Origin of the sequence: Klebsiella sp. CN_Kp091 (assembly GCF_040065095.1) — a bacterium.
Lineage (GTDB): Bacteria > Pseudomonadota > Gammaproteobacteria > Enterobacterales > Enterobacteriaceae > Klebsiella > Klebsiella aerogenes.
Window position 1 is genome coordinate 1 of the sequence record NZ_JBEAIO010000012.1, and the last position, 20023, is coordinate 20023.

The window sequence follows — 20023 nt, forward strand, 5'->3', positions numbered from 1 at the left end:
TTTGCGGCCAGACGCGCCGCCATCTCCCCGGTGGCGCTGCGCTTACCGGGGCTACCGATCCGCACCTCCTGCGGGGAGGAGCGCGCCATATCCACACGATCACCTTCATTCAAAGCCATATAAAACCCCGTCGTTGTAACCACTTCGCCATAATTCACTTTTTCACTGCTCATGTGCTGACGTTAATCGCGAAAACCGGTGTTACGAAAAAAAATGTGAATACAATCACATATAAATAAATAACAATTATATAACATTTGGTTCACTAATTAATTTGTCTGAGTGACGTGTCACGCCCGATGAGACAGATTACGGTCTTTGCTGGAGCAAAATTATAATGACAGAAAGTAGCATTAACGAGCAGGGTTCCCTGGAGCAGGGCGATACCCGGCGCCGTGTATGGGCAATTGTGGGGGCATCTTCAGGGAACCTGGTGGAATGGTTTGATTTTTATGTCTACTCATTTTGCTCACTCTATTTTGCGCACATCTTCTTCCCTTCAGGAAATACCACCACTCAATTGTTACAAACAGCCGGAGTTTTTGCCGCTGGCTTCCTGATGCGCCCCATCGGCGGCTGGCTATTTGGCCGCATTGCTGACCGGCGCGGACGTAAAGCCTCAATGCTTATTTCGGTATGCATGATGTGCTTCGGCTCGCTGGTGATTGCTTGTCTACCGGGATACGCCACTATCGGTACCTGGGCACCGGCGCTGCTGTTGCTGGCACGTCTGTTCCAGGGTCTGTCCGTTGGCGGGGAATATGGCACCAGCGCGACCTACATGAGTGAAGTGGCAGTAGAAGGAAAGAAAGGATTCTACGCCTCTTTCCAGTACGTTACGTTAATTGGCGGTCAATTGCTGGCGGTACTGGTCGTTGTCGCGCTACAGCAAATCCTCAGTGATGAAGACTTGCATGCCTGGGGATGGCGTATTCCTTTTGCGCTGGGCGCCGTACTGGCCATCGTCGCGCTGTGGCTGCGCCGTCAGTTGGATGAAACCTCGAAGCAGGAAACTCGTGCGCTGAAAGAGGCCGGTTCCTTTAAAGGTTTGTGGCGTAATCGCCGCGCTTTTGTCATGGTGCTGGGCTTTACCGCCGCTGGCTCGCTGACTTTTTACACCTTCACCACCTACATGCAAAAATATCTGGTGAATACCGCAGGCATGTCGGCCAGCACCGCCAGCATGATTATGACGGCGGCGCTTTTCGTGTATATGCTGGTACAACCGCTGTTTGGCGCCTTCTCGGATAAGGTGGGGCGCCGCACTTCAATGCTATGCTTCGGCGTGCTGGCGACGCTGTTTACCGTGCCAATCTTGAGTGCGCTGCAGAATGTTAGCTCGCCGTATGCCGCATTTGCGCTGGTGATTTGCGCGTTGTTGATCGTCAGCTTCTACACTTCCATCAGCGGTATCCTGAAGGCGGAAATGTTTCCGGCACAGGTTCGCGCGCTGGGCGTGGGCCTGTCCTATGCGGTAGCAAACGCGCTGTTCGGCGGTTCGGCTGAATATGTCGCGCTGTCGCTTAAATCTGCGGGAATGGAAAATGCCTTCTACTGGTACGTGACGGTAATGGCGGCGATTGCCTTCCTGGTCTCCCTGATGCTACATGGCAAAGGGAAGGGCCTGCGTTTGTAACCTTATTGATGCGCCAGTTGCCACACCGCATAGCCGGTGGTGGCGCCGGCGACATCCCAGGCGAAATCCTTCCAGCTCCAGCCGCTCCCAGCCGGGCGGCTGTCCCATAACTCTTTTGATGCCCCCAGACTAACGGAAAACATCAGGCCGATGGCGGCGCTGCGATCGCGGCTGTATCCCTGATGCTGCGCATATTCATTGCCGGCCGCGGAGAGCATTGCCGACGCGAGAAAGTGTTGGGCCTTGTCCTGACCACGCCAGGAATCATTGGCCATATGGCTGCAACCACTGAGCAGAAGAGGGATAATAATCACGAAGTAGCGCATAGTGCTTCCTGAAAAAAGCCCCGTATTACGGGGCGTTGATCTTAGAGAATGCGGCTGATAAGACGGTCGATGCGGATGCGTCGCAGACGGCGGATGAGCTTTTTCACCTTCACCGGATAGTCGGCGATGCTTTGTAGATCGCGATAATGCTTCACTACCGTCGTATGCGTACGGATGAGCTGAAGCTCCTTTTCCCGCATTTCGCGCAGTTGATGCTTAGGATCGTGGATAAGCACGGCATTTTCCAAATCCAGCCGCCAGGCGCGCGGATTGAGGTTGTTGCCGGTCAACAGCATCCATTCGTTATCAACCCACATACCTTTCAGGTGGTAGCTGTTATCGTCATCTTTCCATAAACGCACGATGAGCTGATCGGTATTCACATAATATTGCAGTCGGCTCAGGAAGCGACGCAGGTTAATTTCGTACAAATAAGGCAATGCGCCGATGATTTTAAACGGCTGATCTTCCGGGATATAGAAGTCGTTCGCGGTCTTATCGCCGACGATGATTTCCACTTTTTTGCCGTTGCGTAGCAGAGAAATAATATTTCTGACCAGTACGGCGGGCAGGTTGAAATACGGGGTGCAGATGGTCAGCTTATGTTCCGCACACGGCATCAGGTGGAAGATAGTCTTGTTGAGCAGGCTCGATTTACCGAGCCCGACCAGCGGTGTGACTGACAGTTGATCTTCATCGGCATTGCCGGTGAAGTGATAGCCGCTTTCGCGCAGATCCTGGCGATACAGGCGGATATCATTTTTGATTTCCGGGCTTTTCGGCCGATCCGGGCGATCCAGTCGATTTACGCCGCGCCCCTGTACCAGGTTGTGCTCGACCCAGTCGAACATTACGTCGGCCATCTTGCCGTTGCGGATGCACTGATAGCGATCGTAGCGATATTTATCATGCTGATGCAGGTACACATCATTCAGGCTGGCGCCGCTATAGATGACGCTATCGTCGATGATGAAGCCTTTAAAATGGAGCACGCCGAGCGCTTCCCGGGTATTGACCGGGACGCCATAGACCGGGATTTCAATCCCAGGGTTTTCCTGGGCCATACGACAGTACCAGTCGGCATTGGTATTGGAGGCTGCTGCGCCGATGCGGCCGCGCTGGGCGCGATGCCAGTCAACTAGCACGCGTACATCCAGTTCCGGACGTTGACGTTTAGCGTCATACAGGGCTTGCAGTATTCCTTTTCCGCCATCATCTTGCTCGAGGTAGAGCGCAATAATGCAAATACGCTGGGTGGCGTGGGCTATCTTTGCCAGTAGCGCCTGGCGGAAATCAGCCGGCGCGTAAAAGAACTCGATATCATCAACTGACTGAGAGAGCTTAGGGAGTTGGGCAAGGTGTTGTTGATGTTTATTACGCTTAAATTTTGACAACATCACAGTGCGTTTCTTCTCTGTTTATTGAAGGGTCTTCTGTACCATGCAGACGACGTAAGCGGGCAATAATACCATCACTACCCGCGAATGTGGTCATTAATTGCTGTCGCTTGTCACCGAATGTAACGTATTTAGTGCAAGAGACAGGCTTACAATTCCGTCTTCTAACTGGATATCCACTGCAAAGCCAAGTTTCCTGGCGAGGCCTATCATGCCGCGGTTATTTGGCATGGTGATGCCATTTAAGCGCTGTAATCCGTGTCCTTGCGTGTAGGCGATCAGCTTTTCAAGGAGCTGTCGGCCAAGGCCTAGACCTTTCAGGTCCGAGCGTACCAGTACGGCAAACTCGGCATCAATATTATCAGGGTCGGAAATCGCTCTGGTCACGCCGAGGATCTCGCTTCCTTGCTCCGTGGCGCGTACCGCAACAAAAGCCATTTCACGATCGTAGTCGATCTGCGTCATATTGGCTAAGTCGTCATGGGTGAATTCGTTGATCTCGCTGAAGTAGCGGTAATAGAGATCTTCTTTGGTGACCTGCTCAATAAAGGCTAATAACAGAGGTTCATCCTCAGGCAGGATCGGCCGGAACAGGCAGCGCTCGCCGTTTTTCATTACCACCCATTCCTCAAGTTGCTGCGGATAGGGTCTGACTGCCAGCCGGCTTTCGCTGTCGCCGCTAAATGGCGCCAGGCTGAGAGTAACGTCGAGGGCGGTAAATTCGTTGCCGGAAGCAAGCAAGGGGTGAATATCCAGCCGCTGGATCTCGGGGCAATCGACGATCAGGTTAGAGACCTGTACCAGCAACTGGCTGAGACCGGGAATATCAAGCGGGCGTAGCGCGCTGCGTCCGCGGATCTTTTTGCTCTTGATGGCCTGGATCACCAGATAACGCGCCAGGTTCATATTCAGCGGCGGCAGGGCGACCGCGGCTTGATTTTCCGCTCGCCATTCGACGCCGCCCTCGCCAAGCATAATCAGCGGGCCGAAAAGCGGGTCATGCTCGACGACGACCCGAAGTTCCTGTGCCCCGGCGCGGTTGGCCATGCTCTGTACCAACAGGCCATGAATGCGCGCCTGCGGCCAGGCCATTTTTACCCGGTCAATAATCGCGTCCGCCGCCTGCTGGACTTCAGCAGCAGTACGCAAATAGAGCATAACGCCCTGAACTTCAGATTTATGCGGAATATCCGGCGAACGTAACTTCAAGGCCACCGGGTAGCCAATCTGCTCGGCGATATGTACCGCTTCGGCGCTGTCGGCGGCAATCCAGGTGGGAAGAGTATGGATGCCGTAGGCGCGCAGCACCGGGCTGACCTCATGGGTGTCCAGTGAGGTCGCGCCTTCGCTCAGCGCGCGCTGCAACAGCGTGTGAGCCTCGGCGGTATTGGCGGTCAACGTATCGGACAATACCGGCGTTTCACGGAGCTGTTTCTGGTTGCGACGGTATTCCACCATATGCATAAAGGCGGTAATGGTACCCTCGGGTGTGCGATAGGTTGGAATACCTGCCTCGCTAAATAGCCGTCGCGCCTCCTGGGAGGAGAACTCCCCGCACCAGTTCGTCAGCACCGTGACGTATTTTCCGCGCGGATGACGCTTAAGGGCATCAATCAACGCCAGCGCGCTTTCGGTACCCGGCGCCGCGGCGCTGGGGGAGTGAATCACCAGCAGCGCATCATAATCCTGGCTGTCCAGCAATACATTCAGCGCTTTGAGATAGTGCTCGCTACTGGCGTCATCGCGCAGATCCAGAGGATTAGCCACTTCGACGCCTGTCGGTAACGCCTGCCTGAGCTGGTCACAGGTGGCTTCACTGAGATTGGCGAGCTTGCCGTTACGCAGCCACAGTTCGTCCAACGCCAGCGCTGCCGGCGCGGCGCCATTACTGATGATCATCAGCTTTTCGCCGCGCAATGGGCGCATATGGCTCAGGGTTTCAACGGCGGAAAAGAGTTCATGGGTGTCCTGCACGCGCAGCAGCCCCGCCCGCTGAATAGCGGCGTCCCAGGCGGGATCCATCCCTGAGTTTACATGCAGTAATTTCTGCGCCGCCGGGCTGCGGCCGCTTTTAATGACCAGAATGGGTTTATTACGCGAGGCGCTACGGGCAGCGGAGACAAAACGCCGGGCATCGCTGAGATGCTCCAGATAGAGCAGGATAGCGCTGGTTTTGCTATCGCGGGCGAGAAAATCGAGCAGGTCGTCGACGTCGATATCAAGGCTATCGCCCAGCGCAATAAAGTACGAAAAACCCATTTCACGCTGCTGCGCCCAGTCCAGAATGGTGTTAGAGACGGCGGCGGATTGCGAGATAAACGCCAGCTTGCCGCGCTGGATAGGGACCGGCGAAAAGCTGGCGTTCAGCCCCTGCCACGGTGCCAGTAGCCCCAGGCTGTTGGGGCCGAGCAGACGCATTTGATAACGGGCGGCGCATTCGAGCAGCGCCGGGTACTGATCCGGCTGTGAAGAGAGGATAATGCAGGTTTTACACCCTTTCCGCCCTAAGGCCTCGAGCAACTCGAGGTTGCGCCGGGCGTTAGTACAGAGCACCGCCAGGTCCGGGGTAAACGGCAGGCTGTCGATAGTCGGCCACGCCAGTACGCCAAGCACCGCCTTCCAGGCGGGCGTCACCGGCAGGACCGGGCCATTAAAACCGCCGGCCAACAGATTGCGCATCATTAAATAGCCAGCGCGCTGCGGTTTCATCGATGCGCCAATGACGGCGATCGATTTTGGCCGCAGCAGTGCTTCCAGGCCTCGTTGGCTCATACCGGTCTCCTTTGATCCCCAGTGACCGAATGATTTTAAACGCTTTCAGCCTGTTGTGCTGTGATACTGCCCTTATGCTGCGTTTTTCCCGCCAGATAGCGGCTTCTGAACAGGCTAAAGTGATCGCCAAGCGCGGCAGCCGCCTGCGCGTCGCCGGCTAAGTCCAGCAGGGCGATGGCGACTTCCGCCGTACAGTACTGGCCGTCGGCATGGGCCTCGCGCAGGTGATAGGCGGAGATGCGCGACAGGTCGACAGAGATCACCGGCAGCGCATCGAGATACGGGCTTTTGCGAAACATTTTCCGCGCTTCCGTCCAGGTGCCGTCGAGCATAATAAACAGCGGCGGCTTACCCTCCGGCGGGGCGCTCAGTACCTGACGATCCGCTCCGGCATAAGAGGCCGGAAAGACGACCATAGGCTGATAATCAGGGTTGGTGACCAGATCGAGCAGCGCCCGCGGCGGCTCGGTACGCGACCACTGAAATGCTTCGGTGTTGGGCAGAATATCGGCGATAAGGCGTCCGGTATTGCTGGGCTTCATTGGCTCGGTGTCGAACATCACCAGGCAAAAACGGCTGTCGGCAGGTGCCGGCGCCAGCGTTGCGCACAGACACTGTTTTAGGGGGAGCAGGCAGCGCTGACAGCGGCGGATGCGGTTGCCGCGAGCAAGAAAAGGCCGGGTTGCGCGCGCGAGGCGTTCGGCGCGTAGCCGAAGGACAGCGTTATCAATCATGGGAGTCGCTAATGAAAAACGCTATTGTCGCAGAGGAGAAAACGGGGCACAAGCGGTGCCCCGGTGGGTTTACTGCTGGTTGGCTTCGTTCAGCCAGCTATCGAAGGGCGCTTTGGGGACGGCGCCATTCAGCATGTCGACCATTTCACCATTTTTGAACATCATAATGGTTGGAATGCTACGGATGCGGAAGCGAGCGCTCAGTTCGCGTTCGGCTTCGGTGTTCACTTTCACAAAACGCATTTCGCCGCTGCGCTCTTCAGCCACATCTTCAAAGATCGGCGCGAAGCTACGGCATGGGCCGCACCACGGGGCCCAGAAATCAATAACGACTGGCAGATCGTCCTTTAATAGTTTATCCAGCGTTGCCCCGGTCGCGTTGATGACATCGCCGTCAAAAAGATCGTGGCCGCAGCGTCCGCACTTGGCGCCATCAGCGCTACGGTCTTCGGGGATGCGGTTAAGAGCCTGACAACTGGCACAAACGGTATTCATAACTAACCTCTGGTTATGGGGTTGCAGCGCGGCACGTGGCCGATTTGTTTCTGTAATGTTACATATTATCGATGAGGCGCGAATAAAGGACAATGTCTTTTGTTCGATGGTTACAATAGACCAAGGCTTTTAAATGAAATAATGGCTAAGTGAAGATACATCGGGTAATCTTCGCGCTTCGCGCAGCGCAGGTGGAGAAAATAGATGAGCGACGAACTGAAAAATAAAAGCGGCAAGGTCAAAGTGATGTATGTCCGCAGTGATGATGATTCTGACAAACGTACCCATAACCCTCGTACCGGGAAAGGGGGAGGTCGTCCAGGAAAGTCACGTGTTGACGGCCGCAGCCGCCCTGCGCGCGATGAACGTAACAGCCGCGGCGACGATCGCAAACGCGACGATCGCAAGCGCAATGATTTTAACCGTGATGATGCATCCCCGTGGCGTACCGTTTCCCGCGCCCCTGGCGATGAGACGCCGGTAAAAGAAGATCACGGCGGCATCAGCGGTAAGAGCTTTATCGATCCGGAAGTACTGCGTCGTCAACGTGCCGAAGAGACTCGCGTCTACGGCGAGAACGCCTGTCAGGCGCTGTTCCAGAGCCGTCCGGAAGCCATCGTACGTGCCTGGTTTATCCAGAGCGTCACTCCGCGCTTTAAAGAGGCGCTGCGCTGGATGGCGGCCAACCGTAAGGCCTACCACGTTGTGGACGAAGCCGAGCTGGCGAAGGCGTCTGGTACCGAACACCACGGCGGCGTCTGTTTCCTGATCAAAAAACGTCATGGTACTTCCGTGGCCCAGTGGGTGGCGAAAGCAGAAGCCGAAGATTGCGTACTGGCGCTGGAAGATGTCGGCAACCCGCACAACCTCGGCGCGATTATGCGTAGCTGCGCGCACTTTGGCGTGAAAGGCGTAGTAGTGCAGGATGCCGGCGTGCTGGAGTCTGGCGCGGCGATCCGTACTGCAGAAGGCGGTGCGGAACATGTTGAGCCGATCACCGGCGACAGCTTTATCGATACCCTGACGCAGTTCCGTCAGGCTGGCTACGCTATCGTCTCTACGTCCAGCCATAACGGTACGCCGCTGTTTAAGGCCGAGCTGCCGAAAAAAATGGTGCTGGTATTAGGCCAGGAGCGCGACGGTCTGTCCGATGCGGCGATCTCCAGCTCTGACCTCAACGTCGCCATCGACGGCACCGGTAACGTCGAAAGCCTTAACGTCTCCGTGGCGACCGGCGTGCTGCTGGCGGAATGGTGGCGTCAGAATAAGGCCTGATATCGGTCTCTGAATGCAAAAAGCCAGCTGATGCTGGCTTTTTTATTGCCGTCGCTTACTCGCTTTCAGCGGGCAGCACCGGCATCCAGTCAATGGGCGCCTCACCGCGTTCGGCCAGCCACTGGTTGGTTTGCACAAAGTGGTTGCAGCCGAAGAAACCGCGGTGCGCCGACAGCGGCGATGGGTGCGGCGCTTTCAGCACGCAATGGCGCTGGCGATCGATAATGGCGCCTTTTTTCTGCGCGTGTGCGCCCCACAATAAAAATACCACTCCTTCACAATGCTGGTTAATCAGCGCTATCACTTTATCGGTAAAGGTTTCCCAGCCGAGACTGGCGTGTGAATGCGCCTGGCCGGCGCGCACCGTTAACACGGTATTAAGCAGAAGCACGCCCTGGCGTGCCCAGCTTTCGAGATAACCATGCGCCGGGCGCTGAAAGCCGGGGATGGTGCCTTCCAGCTCTTTATACATGTTCAGCAGCGACGGCGGTATCTGCACTCCCGGTAAAACAGAAAAGGCCAGACCGTGCGCCTGTCCCGGGCCGTGATAGGGATCCTGACCTAAGATGACCACTTTGACCTCGCCCAGTTCGGTATAGCGAAAGGCGTTAAAGACATCTTTCTGCGGCGGATAGATAGTCATGCCGGACTGGCGCTCTTCGGCGACGGTCTTGAGGGTGTTGAGAAAATAGGGCTGCTGCTTCTCTTCCGCCAGCACGTCGTGCCAGGTTAATGGGGTGGTCATCTTGCTCTCCTGCAAAGTGTCATGCCCATAGCTTAACTGCTTCTTTCTGCATAACAAAATCGCGACGTTATTCCTGACTGATTGCGCATAAAAAAAATTGAAAATTTACAATATTTTTTATGGCATCTACTGGCGTAACTTGATGTAAAACAATACTATCCCTATATACCCACTTTGAGTGAGTGGTTTTTGTTGATTTAAATCAATGAATGCCGGGTGAGCGGCTGATATATATACACTCATACAACAATGGTTTTACCAATTGGCCGCTAAGAGGCCAAAATCGAATAAACACTGCCTGGGAGGCATCAAATGATTACTGGTATCCAAATTACTAAAGCGGCAAACGACGACCTGCTGAACTCTTTCTGGCTGCTGGATAGCGAAAAAGGCGAAGCGCGCTGCCTGTGTGCCAAGGGTGGTTTTGCGGAAGATGACGTGGTTGCGGTGAGCAAACTGGGTGAAATCGAATACCGTGAAATCCCGGTAGACGTGAAACCGGAAGTCCGCGTGGAAGGCGGTCAGCACCTGAACGTGAACGTGCTGCGTCGTGAAACCCTGCTGGATGCCGTTGAGCACCCGGAAAAATACCCGCAGCTGACTATTCGTGTTTCCGGCTACGCGGTACGTTTTAACTCTCTGACTCCGGAACAGCAGCGCGACGTTATCGCTCGTACCTTTACCGAAAGCCTGTAAGGCTGAAGCCAGATGTGAAAACGCCGGGATATCCCGGCGTTTTTTTTTACTCTTCGTTAGACGTTGACGGCGTCCCGGCAGCGCTTGGCTTACGGCGCTTACCGATGTTTTTGGTATCGCGGTGGCGTTTCTTCACCCGCGGCTTCTCTTTTTCTTTCTCTTTTTTCTCGGCGCGTTTCGCCAGTACTTTCTTTGAAGGCTTACCGGTTAACTTCTCGCTCGGCGCGCGGGTTTTCGGTCGCAATTCATCAATCACGCGCGCTTTCAGCGGTTCTTCAACGTAGCGGCCGATTTTGCCCAGCAGCAGGTGATCGTGCGCTTCAACCAGCGAAATAGCGGTGCCTTTCTTACCAGCACGGCCGGTACGGCCAATACGGTGCAGATAGATATCGGCGGTGCGCGGCATATCGAAGTTAAACACGTGGCTGACATCCGGAATATCAATACCGCGCGCGGCGACGTCGGTGGCAATCAGCACGTTCACGCGACCATCGGTCAGGCGTTTAATCGCTTCGTTACGTTTGATCTGCACCATTTCGCCTTCCAGCCAGCAGGTGGTAATGCCAGCTTCGTGCAGCTTAGCGGCCAGTTCGTGAACGCGCTCGCGTTTACGCACGAACACGATAGAGCGGGTTGCTTCCGGTTGCTTCAGCAGATTAACCAGCAGCGCGGTTTTATGATCGATATCATCGGCGCGATAGTACCACTGGTGAATTTTTTTACGTTCGCGGGTCGACGGATTTGCAGAAACTTCAACCGGCTCTTCCAGCAGGCGTTCGGCAAAGTCTTTAATTGCATCGCCTTCCAGCGTGGCGGAAAACAGCATGGTCTGCTTGCGCCAGCGGGTTTCACCGGCGATGGTTTCGATATCCTGGGCAAAGCCCATGTCCAGCATGCGGTCCGCTTCATCAAGGATCAGCGTTTCTACCGCGCGGCAGTCGAAGTTCTCTTCTTTAATATACTGCAGCAGGCGACCGGTGGTGGCGACCACGATATCCTGGTTTTCGCTGAACACTTCCGCGTGGTTCATGTACGCAACGCCGCCGGTAATGGTGGCAATATCCAGATGGGTATGCTTCGCCAGTTCGCGGGCGTGATCGGCAACCTGCATCGCCAGCTCGCGGGTCGGCGTCAGGATAAGGATCCGCGGCGGCCCCGATTTCTTACGCGGGAAATCAAGCAGATGCTGCAACGCTGGCAGCAAATATGCCGCAGTTTTACCGGTGCCTGTCGGCGCAGAACCGAGAATATCACGGCCATCAAGCGCAGGCGGAATAGCGGCGGCCTGAATGGCTGTCGGGCGTGTGAAACCTTTATCCTGGAGCGCTTCCAGCAGGTTTTCGTCGAGTTCAAGTTCGGAAAAAGTCGTTACAGTCATGTTCTACCTCTGAGTGGGCCGCCGATTATAGACGTTACTGACGTAATGTTCATCTGTTTGTAAGGCTATCTGTTCTCCGGTATTGTGCATAGCCTTAAGCACAGGAGTTTTCGTCAGCAAGGTTTTGAGGATGTCTCAGTCGAAGTTTGCGCTGCCGCGCAATGGTTTTACCTTTAAACAATTTTTTGTCGCCCACGATCGCTGCGCCATGAAAGTCGGTACCGACGGTATTCTGCTGGGCGCCTGGGCGCCGATTGCTCAGGTGAAGCACGTGCTGGATATCGGAACCGGGAGCGGTTTGTTGGCATTAATGTTAGCCCAGCGTACCGCGGATTCGGTCCAATTGGATGCGGTGGAGTTGGATGAAGAGGCCGCGGCGCAGGCGCGGGATAACGTGGCGGCCAGCAGCTGGTCTGGACGCGTCGCGGTATTTCAGGCGCCGATTCAGCAGTGGCAGCCGCAGCCGCCGCGGCGCTATGAGCTTATCGTCAGCAATCCGCCGTTTTTTGCCGAAGGTGTACCTTGCGCGACGTCGCAGCGCGAACAAGCGCGTTATACCACCTCGCTCGATCATACGACGCTGCTCGCCTGCGCCGCGGATCTGATTACCGAGGAGGGCTTTTTCTGCGTAGTGCTGCCGGTGGATATTGGTAATGCGTTTGTCGATAGGGCGAAAGCGATGGGATGGCATTTGCGCTTACGCACCGACGTGGCGGAAACAGAAATGCGTCCGCCGCATCGCGTCCTGCTGGCATTCTCTCCCTGCGCCGGCGAGTGTTTCAGCGATCGGCTGGTGGTTCGTGGGCCAGAGCAGCAGTACTCTGAAGGCTTTACCGCCCTGACCCGCGATTTCTATCTCTTTATGTGAGCAAGCGGCGAGAGCACCGACGGACCGCTGTTTTCCAGCGTGTCCGGATAGTCGAGCGTATAGTGCAGGCCGCGGCTCTCCTTACGCTGCATGGCGCAACGCACGATAAGCTCGGCCACCTGCACCAGATTGCGTAGCTCCAGTAAGTTATTGGAGACGCGAAAACGCGCGTAATACTCATCCAACTCTTGCTGCAGCATAGTAATACGCCGCAGCGCTCGTTCCAGCCGGCGGGTGGTACGCACAATTCCGACATAATCCCACATTAGCAGGCGCAGTTCGTGCCAGTTATGTTGAATCACCACCAGTTCATCCGGGATCTCAACCTGGCTTTCATCCCACGGCGGCAGCTGTTCCGCCGCTTGCGCCAGCGGCAGGCGTTTGGCAATGTCCTCGGCTGCCGACCAGCCGTACACCAGACACTCCAGCAATGAGTTCGAGGCCATGCGGTTGGCGCCGTGCAGCCCGGTGTAGCTCACCTCGCCGATAGCGTAAAGGCCGTCGACGTCGGTACGTCCGTTATCATCCACCATCACGCCGCCGCAGGTATAGTGGGCGGCTGGCACGATAGGCACCGGCTCTTTGGTTAAATCAATGCCGAGGCCGAGTAGCTTTTCATAAATCATCGGGAAATGTTGGCGAATAAACGCTTCGGGCTTATGGCTAATATCCAGATACATGCAGTCGACGCCGAGGCGTTTCATCTCATGGTCGATGGCGCGGGCGACGATATCGCGCGGGGCCAGTTCGCCGCGCTCGTCGAAGTCCGGCATAAAGCGGCTACCGTCAGGCCGTTTCAACAGCGCGCCTTCGCCGCGCAGGGCTTCCGTCAGGAGGAAGTTTCGCGCCTGTGGATGAAACAGCGCGGTAGGGTGGAACTGGTTAAATTCGAGATTGGCCACACGGCATCCCGCGCGCCAGGCCATGGCGATGCCGTCGCCGGAGGAGACATCAGGGTTGGTGGTGTATTGATAGACTTTAGCTGCGCCGCCGGTCGCGAGCACCACGGCTCTTGCGCTGCAGGTTTCTACCTTTTCCTTATTACGGTTCCAGATCCATGCGCCCACCACCCGCCGGGTACCCGGCAGGCCAATCTTATCGGAGATAATCAGGTCAACCGCGTTGCTACGTTCCAGAATGGTGATATTCGGATGTGCCAGCGCTTTGCCAACCAACGTCGTCTCAACCTCTTTACCGGTGGCATCGGCGGCATGCAGGATCCGCCGATGGCTATGGCCGCCTTCGCGGGTCAGATGGTAGCTCTCTTCGCCATTGGCCTGGACCTGGGTATCAAACAGTACCCCCTGATCGATAAGCCACTGTACGCAGGGTTTGGCGTTGCTTGCGACAAAGGAGACGGCATGACGGTCGCAAAGGCCGGCCCCGGCGATGAGCGTATCTTCGACGTGGGATTCGATGCTGTCGGTTTCGTCGAAAACGGCGGCAATCCCTCCTTGGGCATAGAAAGTTGAACCTTCGCTAACCGGGCCTTTGCTCAGGACGGTAACCGAGTGGCGTTCCGCCAGGCGCAGCGCCAGAGACAATCCGGCAGCGCCGCTGCCGATAATCAATACATCGCAGGAAAAGTCGGGAGTCGTCTTCATAGCTTCTGTTTAATTTACTAAACACAATAGCCTCACCATAGCACCTGGTGGGGCTAAATCGTACAATTATTTTCGTGAATAGTTGTGCGGGCTAAACAAGGCAGGCGGAAAAGTAAATATGTAAACGAAAGAAAATATTTGCGAAGCAGACCGTTACCTTCAGATTTTATAGTGAAAAATAAGTTGGGTTACGTTACCCTTCAGGCGGGCCTTGCGCTTTTTCTTCATTAGCTTACCTGGCGTTGAACAACGGGACTTATAATGAGAGATAACAATCAGTCCACCGTTGTCAGACAAAAATCAAAAGCGTAACGGAACTTTATTGTGTTCAGACACTCCAAACGTCTGCTTGCTCATAATGCAGTGCTTGGGTGGTGTTCTGAATACGCATGGGAATTGGGTTTGGGGAGACATTACCTCGGATGAGCGAGCAGTTAACGGATCAGGTCCTCGTTGAACGGGTCCAGAAAGGAGATCAGAAAGCCTTTAACCTACTGGTAGTGCGCTATCAGCACAAGGTGGCAAGCCTGGTCTCCCGCTATGTACCGCCGGGCGATATCGCTGACGTTGTTCAGGAATCGTTCGTGAAGGCGTGGCGTGCGCTGGATTCTTTCCGGGGGGATAGCGCTTTTTATACCTGGTTGTATCGTATCGCCGTGAACACGGCAAAGAATTATCTGGTTGCTCAGGGACGCCGTCCGCCATCAAGCGATGTTGACGCCAACGAGGCGGAAAACTTCGAAAGCGGCGGGGCATTGAAAGAAATTTCGAACCCTGAGAACTTAATGTTGTCAGAAGAGCTGAGACAAATAGTTTTTCGTACCATTGAATCGCTCCCGGAAGATTTACGCATGGCAATTACGTTGCGGGAGCTGGATGGCCTGAGCTATGAAGAAATAGCCGCCATCATGGATTGTCCGGTTGGCACGGTACGTTCGCGTATCTTCCGGGCACGTGAAGCTATTGATAATAAAGTTCAACCGCTAATCAGGCGTTGACGATAGCGGAATACTGGAAAAGGGTATCAGGCATGCAGAAAGAAAAACTTTCGGCCTTAATGGATGGTGAAACGCTGGATAACGAGCTGCTCAATGAGCTGAGTCGTTCTTCTGAAATGCAAAAAACCTGGGAGAGCTACCATCTCATCCGCGACACGCTGCGAGGCGATACCGCTGAGATGCTCCAATTTGATATCTCAGCTCGCGTGATGGCCGCCATCGAGAACGAACCTGCTCGTCAGGTTGCGCCGCTTATTCCTGAATCTCAACCCGCTCCACACCAGTGGCGTCAAATGCCTTTCTGGCAGAAAGTGCGCCCGTGGGCCAGCTCGCTTACCCAAATGGGCGTGGCAGCGTGCGTTTCTCTGGCCGTTATCGTCGGTGTCCAGCAGTATAACGGACACTCCGATGCCTCCCAGCAGCCGGAAGCGCCAGTCTTCAACACCATGCCGATGATGGGCAAAGCTAGCCCGGTTAGCCTGGGCGTTCCGGCCGATGCCTCCGCCGGCAGCGGTCAGCAGGCGCAGGTTCAGGAGCAACGTCGTCGTATTAATGCTATGCTGCAGGACTATGAATTGCAGCGTCGCCTGCACGCTGAGCAGCTTCAGTTTGGCCAGGCCCAGACTCAGCAAGCCGCTGTTCAGGTGCCGGGTTATCAAACTTTAGGAACGCAATCGCAGTAATGAAGCAACTTTGGTGTGCCATGTCGCTCATGGCAGGCAGCCTGTTCTTCTCCACCAACGCCTCGGCTGATACATCGTCCGGGGCGTTGTTGCAGCAGATGAACCTGGCTAGCCAGTCCCTCAACTACGAGCTGTCTTTTGTCAGTATCAACAAACAGGGCGTTGAGTCGCTGCGCTATCGTCACGTGCGGTTGAACAACCAGCCCCTTGCTCAGTTGCTGCAGCTCGACGGTCCTCGTCGGGAAGTGGTGCTGCGCGGTACTGAAATCAGCTATTTTGAACCCGGTCTCGATCCCTTCACCCTGAACGGCGACTATATCGTCGATTCCTTGCCGTCTCTGGTGTATACCGATTTCAAAAAGCTGGCCTCGTATTATGATTTCATCTCCGTTGGCCGGACGCGTATCGCCGATCGCCTGTGCGATGTAGTGCGCGTGGTGGCCCGCGACGGTACGCGCTATAGCTACATTGCGTGGTTGGATGCCGAGACCAAGCTGCCGCTACGCGTCGACTTGCTCGACCGCGACGGTGAAACCCTGGAGCAGTTCCGGGTGGTCTCATTCAATATCGGTGATAACGTAAGCTCGAGTATGGAAGCGCTGTCAAAAGCCAGCCTGCCGCCGCAACTGTCGGTTCCGGAAAGCGGCAATAAAGCCAACTTTAACTGGGCGCCAACCTGGCTGCCGCAGGGCGTGACGGAAGTTTCCAGCAGCCAGCGTCGTTTACCGACCTTCGACGGTCCGGTCGAGTCTCGTCTCTATTCCGACGGTCTGTTTAGCTTCTCCGTTAACGTTAACCGCGCGACGGCTAACAGCAGCGATCAGCTGCTGCGCACCGGTCGCCGTACCGTCAGCACTTCGGTGCGCGATAACGCCGAAATCTCGGTGGTTGGCGAATTACCGCCGCAGACGGCAAAACGTATCTCAGACAGCATTAAGTTCAGGGCCGCGCAATGATCAAAGAGTGGGCGACTGTCGTCTCCTGGCATAACGGCGTGGCGCAGGTTCACTGCGATGTTAAAGCCTCTTGCAGCAGCTGCGCCTCGCGCGCCGGTTGCGGTAGCCGGGTGCTCAATAAACTGGGGCCGCAAACCAGCCATACCATTAGCGTTCCCTGCGACCAGCCGCTGACGGCCGGGCAAAAAGTGGAGCTGGGCATTGCTGAAAGCAGCTTGCTGGGTTCGGCGATGCTGGTCTACATGGCGCCGCTGTTCGGGCTGTTTGTGATGGCATCTATTTTTCAGGTGTTGTTTGCCAGCGATATTGCTTCGCTGTGCGGCGCGTTGCTTGGCGGCGTCGGCGGATTCCTGGTGGCGCGCGGGCTGTCGCCGAAGCTGGCTGCTCGCCAGTCGTGGCAGCCGGTGATTTTAAGCGTCGGTTTACCGCCGGATTTGCTGCGCGTTGATACGCCTTCCTCTGAAATGGGGCAGTGATTTCACTGTCCCTCATCTTTATTTACGCTTCCTGATACAACGCCACAATTCTGCCGTTATGCTGGATCTAACAGCATTTCCTGGTTTCGCGGATGTAGTGTAGAATGCGGCGTTTTCGGATTAAAAAACGTCAGGCACAGAACAGCGGCCTCATGAGACTCGTAAGGCATAATTAACTCTAAATATGAAGAATATACGTAACTTTTCGATCATCGCTCACATCGACCACGGTAAGTCGACGCTGTCTGACCGTATCATCCAGATTTGCGGTGGCCTTTCTGATCGCGAAATGGCGGCCCAGGTTCTGGACTCCATGGACCTTGAACGTGAGCGCGGCATTACCATCAAGGCGCAGAGCGTCACCCTCGACTATAAAGCCAGCGATGGTGAAACCTATCAGCTTAACTTTATCGACACCCCGGGCCACGTTGACTTCTCTTATGAAGTCTCGCGCTCCCTGGCAGCGTGCGAAGGCGCGCTGCTGGTGGTTGACGCCGGGCAGGGCGTAGAAGCCCAGACCCTGGCGAACTGCTATACCGCGATGGAAATGGACCTCGAAGTCGTTCCGGTTCTTAACAAGATCGACCTGCCTGCGGCCGACCCTGAGCGCGTAGCGGACGAGATTGAAGATATCGTCGGTATCGACGCTCACGACGCGGTTCGCTGCTCGGCGAAAACCGGTGTTGGCGTGCCGGATGTGCTGGAACGTCTGGTACGCGACATTCCGCCGCCGGAAGGCGATCCGGACGCCCCGCTGCAGGCGCTGATTATCGACTCCTGGTTCGATAACTATTTAGGCGTCGTGTCGCTGGTGCGTATTAAAAACGGCACCATGCGCAAAGGCGACAAAATTAAGGTGATGAGCACCGGTCAGGTCTATAACGCCGACCGTCTGGGCATCTTCACCCCGAAACAGGTTGACCGTACCGAACTCAAATGCGGCGAGGTGGGTTGGCTGGTGTGCGCCATTAAAGACATCCTTGGCGCGCCGGTGGGCGATACCCTGACCGCGGCGCGTAATCCAGCGGATAAGGCGCTGCCGGGCTTCAAAAAAGTGAAGCCACAGGTCTATGCCGGTCTGTTCCCGGTGAGCTCTGATGACTATGAGAACTTCCGCGATGCGCTGGGTAAACTGAGTCTGAACGATGCATCCTTGTTCTATGAGCCGGAAAGCTCAACGGCGCTGGGCTTCGGCTTCCGCTGCGGCTTCCTCGGCCTGCTGCACATGGAAATCATTCAGGAGCGTCTGGAGCGTGAATACGATCTTGACCTGATTACCACCGCGCCGACGGTAGTCTATGAAGTAGAAACCACCTCTAAAGAGGTTATTTACGTCGATAGTCCGTCGAAGCTGCCGCCGCTGAATAATATTCAGGAACTGCGTGAACCGATCGCCGAATGTCACATGCTGCTGCCGCAGGAGTTCCTCGGCAACGTGATCACCTTGTGTATCGAGAAACGCGGCGTGCAAACCAACATGGTTTACCACGGCAAACAGGTTGCGCTGACCTATGAAATCCCGATGGCGGAAGTGGTCCTCGACTTCTTCGACCGTCTGAAGTCCACCTCCCGCGGCTATGCGTCGCTGGATTATAACTTCAAGCGTTTCCAGGCCTCTAACATGGTGCGCGTTGACGTACTGATCAACGGTGAGCGCGTCGATGCGCTGGCGTTAATTACGCACAACGACAACGCGCCGTATCGTGGCCGCGAGCTGGTCGAGAAGATGAAAGAGCTGATCCCGCGTCAGCAGTTCGATATCGCGATTCAGGCGGCTATTGGCAACCACATCATCGCGCGCTCTACCGTCAAACAGCTGCGTAAAAACGTCCTGGCGAAATGCTACGGCGGTGATGTCAGCCGTAAGAAAAAGCTGCTGCAGAAGCAGAAAGAAGGTAAGAAGCGTATGAAACAGGTTGGTAACGTTGAACTGCCGCAGGAAGCGTTCCTCGCCATTCTGCACGTTGGTAAAGACGGCAAATAATCTAAGGAGTTGGCATGGCGAACATGTTTGCCCTGATTCTGGTCATTGCGACCCTCGTCACAGGGCTGTTGTGGTGTCTGGATAAGTTCATATTCGCACCGAAACGTCGTGAACGTCAGGCCGCTGCTCAGGCAGCGACCGGCGATCAGCTGGACAAGAAAACGCTGAAGAAGGTCGGTCCAAAACCGGGCTGGCTGGAAACCGGCGCCTCGATCTTCCCGGTGCTGGCGATTGTGCTGATTGTGCGTTCGTTTATCTATGAACCGTTCCAGATCCCGTCAGGTTCGATGATGCCGACTCTGCTGATTGGCGATTTTATCCTGGTGGAGAAATTCGCCTATGGTATTAAAGATCCGATCTACCAGAAAACGCTGATCGAAACCGGTCATCCGAAGCGCGGCGACATCGTGGTATTTAAATATCCGGAAGATCCGCGCCTTGACTACATCAAGCGTGCGGTTGGTCTGCCGGGTGATAAAGTCACTTACGATCCGGTCGCTAAACAGGTCACGATCGAGCCTGGCTGCGCGTCGGGTCAGGCATGCGGTAGCGCCTTGCCGATCACCTACTCCAACGTCGAACCAAGCGATTTCGTTCAGACCTTCTCCCGTCGCAACGGTGGTGAAGCTACCAGCGGTTTCTGGCAACTGCCAAAAGGCGAAACCAAAGCCGACGGTATTCGTCTGACCGAGCGCAAAGAGACGCTGGGCGAAGTGACCCACCGTATTCTGACGGTACCTATCGCTCAGGATCAGGTGGGGATGTACTATCGTCAGTCTGGCCAACCACTGGCAACGTGGGTCGTTCCGCCGGGTGAATACTTCATGATGGGCGATAACCGCGACAACAGCGCCGACAGCCGTTACTGGGGCTTCGTGCCGGAAGCGAACCTGGTGGGTAAAGCCACCGCCATCTGGATGAGCTTCGAAAAACAGGAAGGTGAGTGGCCAACCGGCGTACGTTTATCGCGCATCGGCGGCATCCACTAATTCCCCATCTT

At 55.6% G+C, this 20023-nt stretch carries 18 protein-coding genes; 10 read left to right on the forward strand and 8 right to left on the reverse strand.

The window, feature by feature from the left end:
* Window positions 1–337: 337 nt before the first annotated feature.
* Window positions 338–1636 (forward strand): MFS transporter, encoded by a 1299-nt coding sequence (locus ABLV17_RS11480; RefSeq protein ID WP_213317566.1) that lies wholly within the window; start codon window positions 338–340, stop codon window positions 1634–1636.
* Between the two features lie 2 nt (window positions 1637–1638).
* Here the strand turns inward: ABLV17_RS11480 and ABLV17_RS11485 are convergent, their stop codons facing one another.
* From ABLV17_RS11485 to trxC, 5 genes are all read right to left on the reverse strand, one after another.
* A complete protein-coding gene (locus ABLV17_RS11485; RefSeq protein ID WP_087858385.1) occupies window positions 1639–1962 on the reverse strand; it encodes a YfiM family lipoprotein in 324 nt (107 codons plus the stop codon).
* 41 nt (window positions 1963–2003) lie between these two features.
* Window positions 2004–3359, reverse strand: a complete 1356-nt coding sequence (pssA, locus tag ABLV17_RS11490; RefSeq protein ID WP_308958535.1) for a CDP-diacylglycerol--serine O-phosphatidyltransferase — start codon at window positions 3357–3359, stop codon at window positions 2004–2006.
* A gap of 96 nt (window positions 3360–3455) precedes the next feature.
* Window positions 3456–6131, reverse strand: a complete 2676-nt coding sequence (pat, locus tag ABLV17_RS11495; RefSeq protein WP_087858387.1) for a protein lysine acetyltransferase — start codon at window positions 6129–6131, stop codon at window positions 3456–3458.
* Between the two features lie 35 nt (window positions 6132–6166).
* Entirely contained in the window at window positions 6167–6865 is a 699-nt protein-coding gene (tapT, locus tag ABLV17_RS11500; protein ID WP_308958534.1) for a tRNA-uridine aminocarboxypropyltransferase, read from the reverse strand.
* Window positions 6866–6934: 69 nt separating this feature from the next.
* Entirely contained in the window at window positions 6935–7360 is a 426-nt protein-coding gene (trxC, locus tag ABLV17_RS11505) for a thioredoxin TrxC (protein ID WP_015370277.1), read from the reverse strand.
* Between the two features lie 204 nt (window positions 7361–7564).
* Between trxC and ABLV17_RS11510 the strand changes: the two genes are divergently transcribed.
* Complete coding sequence (locus ABLV17_RS11510; RefSeq protein ID WP_015703188.1) at window positions 7565–8635, forward strand: tRNA/rRNA methyltransferase; 1071 nt, start codon at window positions 7565–7567, stop codon at window positions 8633–8635.
* Between the two features lie 55 nt (window positions 8636–8690).
* On the opposite strand, the gene ung is transcribed toward ABLV17_RS11510, so the two are convergent.
* The gene (ung, locus tag ABLV17_RS11515) at window positions 8691–9380 is read right to left on the reverse strand and encodes a uracil-DNA glycosylase (RefSeq protein ID WP_020078167.1); all 690 of its coding nucleotides are present in this window, start codon (window positions 9378–9380) and stop codon (window positions 8691–8693) included.
* Window positions 9381–9692: 312 nt separating this feature from the next.
* On the opposite strand from ung, the gene grcA reads away from it, so the two are divergent.
* Window positions 9693–10076, forward strand: a complete 384-nt coding sequence (grcA, locus tag ABLV17_RS11520; protein ID WP_002914084.1) for an autonomous glycyl radical cofactor GrcA — start codon at window positions 9693–9695, stop codon at window positions 10074–10076.
* 46 nt (window positions 10077–10122) lie between these two features.
* On the opposite strand, the gene srmB is transcribed toward grcA, so the two are convergent.
* On the reverse strand, window positions 10123–11454 hold the full coding sequence (srmB, locus tag ABLV17_RS11525) for an ATP-dependent RNA helicase SrmB (protein WP_087858389.1): 1332 nt from the start codon (window positions 11452–11454) through the stop codon (window positions 10123–10125).
* 130 nt (window positions 11455–11584) lie between these two features.
* Here srmB and ABLV17_RS11530 point away from each other — a divergent pair, with 130 nt between their 5' ends.
* Window positions 11585–12322: a tRNA1(Val) (adenine(37)-N6)-methyltransferase gene (locus tag ABLV17_RS11530; protein ID WP_271031819.1), complete on the forward strand. Its 738-nt coding sequence runs from the start codon at window positions 11585–11587 to the stop codon at window positions 12320–12322.
* On the opposite strand, the gene nadB is transcribed toward ABLV17_RS11530, so the two are convergent.
* Window positions 12307–13926 carry an L-aspartate oxidase gene (nadB, locus tag ABLV17_RS11535; RefSeq protein ID WP_015703185.1) on the reverse strand — a complete coding sequence of 540 codons (1620 nt, stop codon included), beginning with the start codon at window positions 13924–13926 and terminating at the stop codon, window positions 12307–12309. The genes ABLV17_RS11530 and nadB overlap by 16 nt on opposite strands.
* A gap of 422 nt (window positions 13927–14348) precedes the next feature.
* Between nadB and rpoE the strand changes: the two genes are divergently transcribed.
* The 6 genes from rpoE (at window position 14349) to lepB (ending at window position 20012) form a co-directional block, all read left to right on the forward strand.
* Window positions 14349–14924 carry an RNA polymerase sigma factor RpoE gene (gene rpoE, locus ABLV17_RS11540; RefSeq protein WP_002914074.1) on the forward strand — a complete coding sequence of 192 codons (576 nt, stop codon included), beginning with the start codon at window positions 14349–14351 and terminating at the stop codon, window positions 14922–14924.
* A 32-nt stretch (window positions 14925–14956) separates the two neighbouring features.
* On the forward strand, window positions 14957–15607 hold the full coding sequence (gene rseA, locus ABLV17_RS11545) for an anti-sigma-E factor RseA (RefSeq protein ID WP_015370285.1): 651 nt from the start codon (window positions 14957–14959) through the stop codon (window positions 15605–15607).
* Entirely contained in the window at window positions 15607–16563 is a 957-nt protein-coding gene (gene rseB / locus ABLV17_RS11550; RefSeq protein WP_045392783.1) for a sigma-E factor regulatory protein RseB, read from the forward strand. The genes rseA and rseB overlap by 1 nt, the downstream gene beginning before the upstream one ends.
* Window positions 16560–17039, forward strand: a complete 480-nt coding sequence (gene rseC / locus ABLV17_RS11555) for a SoxR-reducing system protein RseC (RefSeq protein ID WP_032712292.1) — start codon at window positions 16560–16562, stop codon at window positions 17037–17039. Before rseB ends, rseC begins: the two co-directional genes overlap by 4 nt.
* 184 nt (window positions 17040–17223) lie before the next feature.
* Window positions 17224–19023, forward strand: a complete 1800-nt coding sequence (gene lepA / locus ABLV17_RS11560) for a translation elongation factor 4 (RefSeq protein ID WP_008803765.1) — start codon at window positions 17224–17226, stop codon at window positions 19021–19023.
* Between the two features lie 14 nt (window positions 19024–19037).
* Entirely contained in the window at window positions 19038–20012 is a 975-nt protein-coding gene (gene lepB / locus ABLV17_RS11565) for a signal peptidase I (protein WP_045392778.1), read from the forward strand.
* Window positions 20013–20023 lie beyond the last annotated feature (11 nt).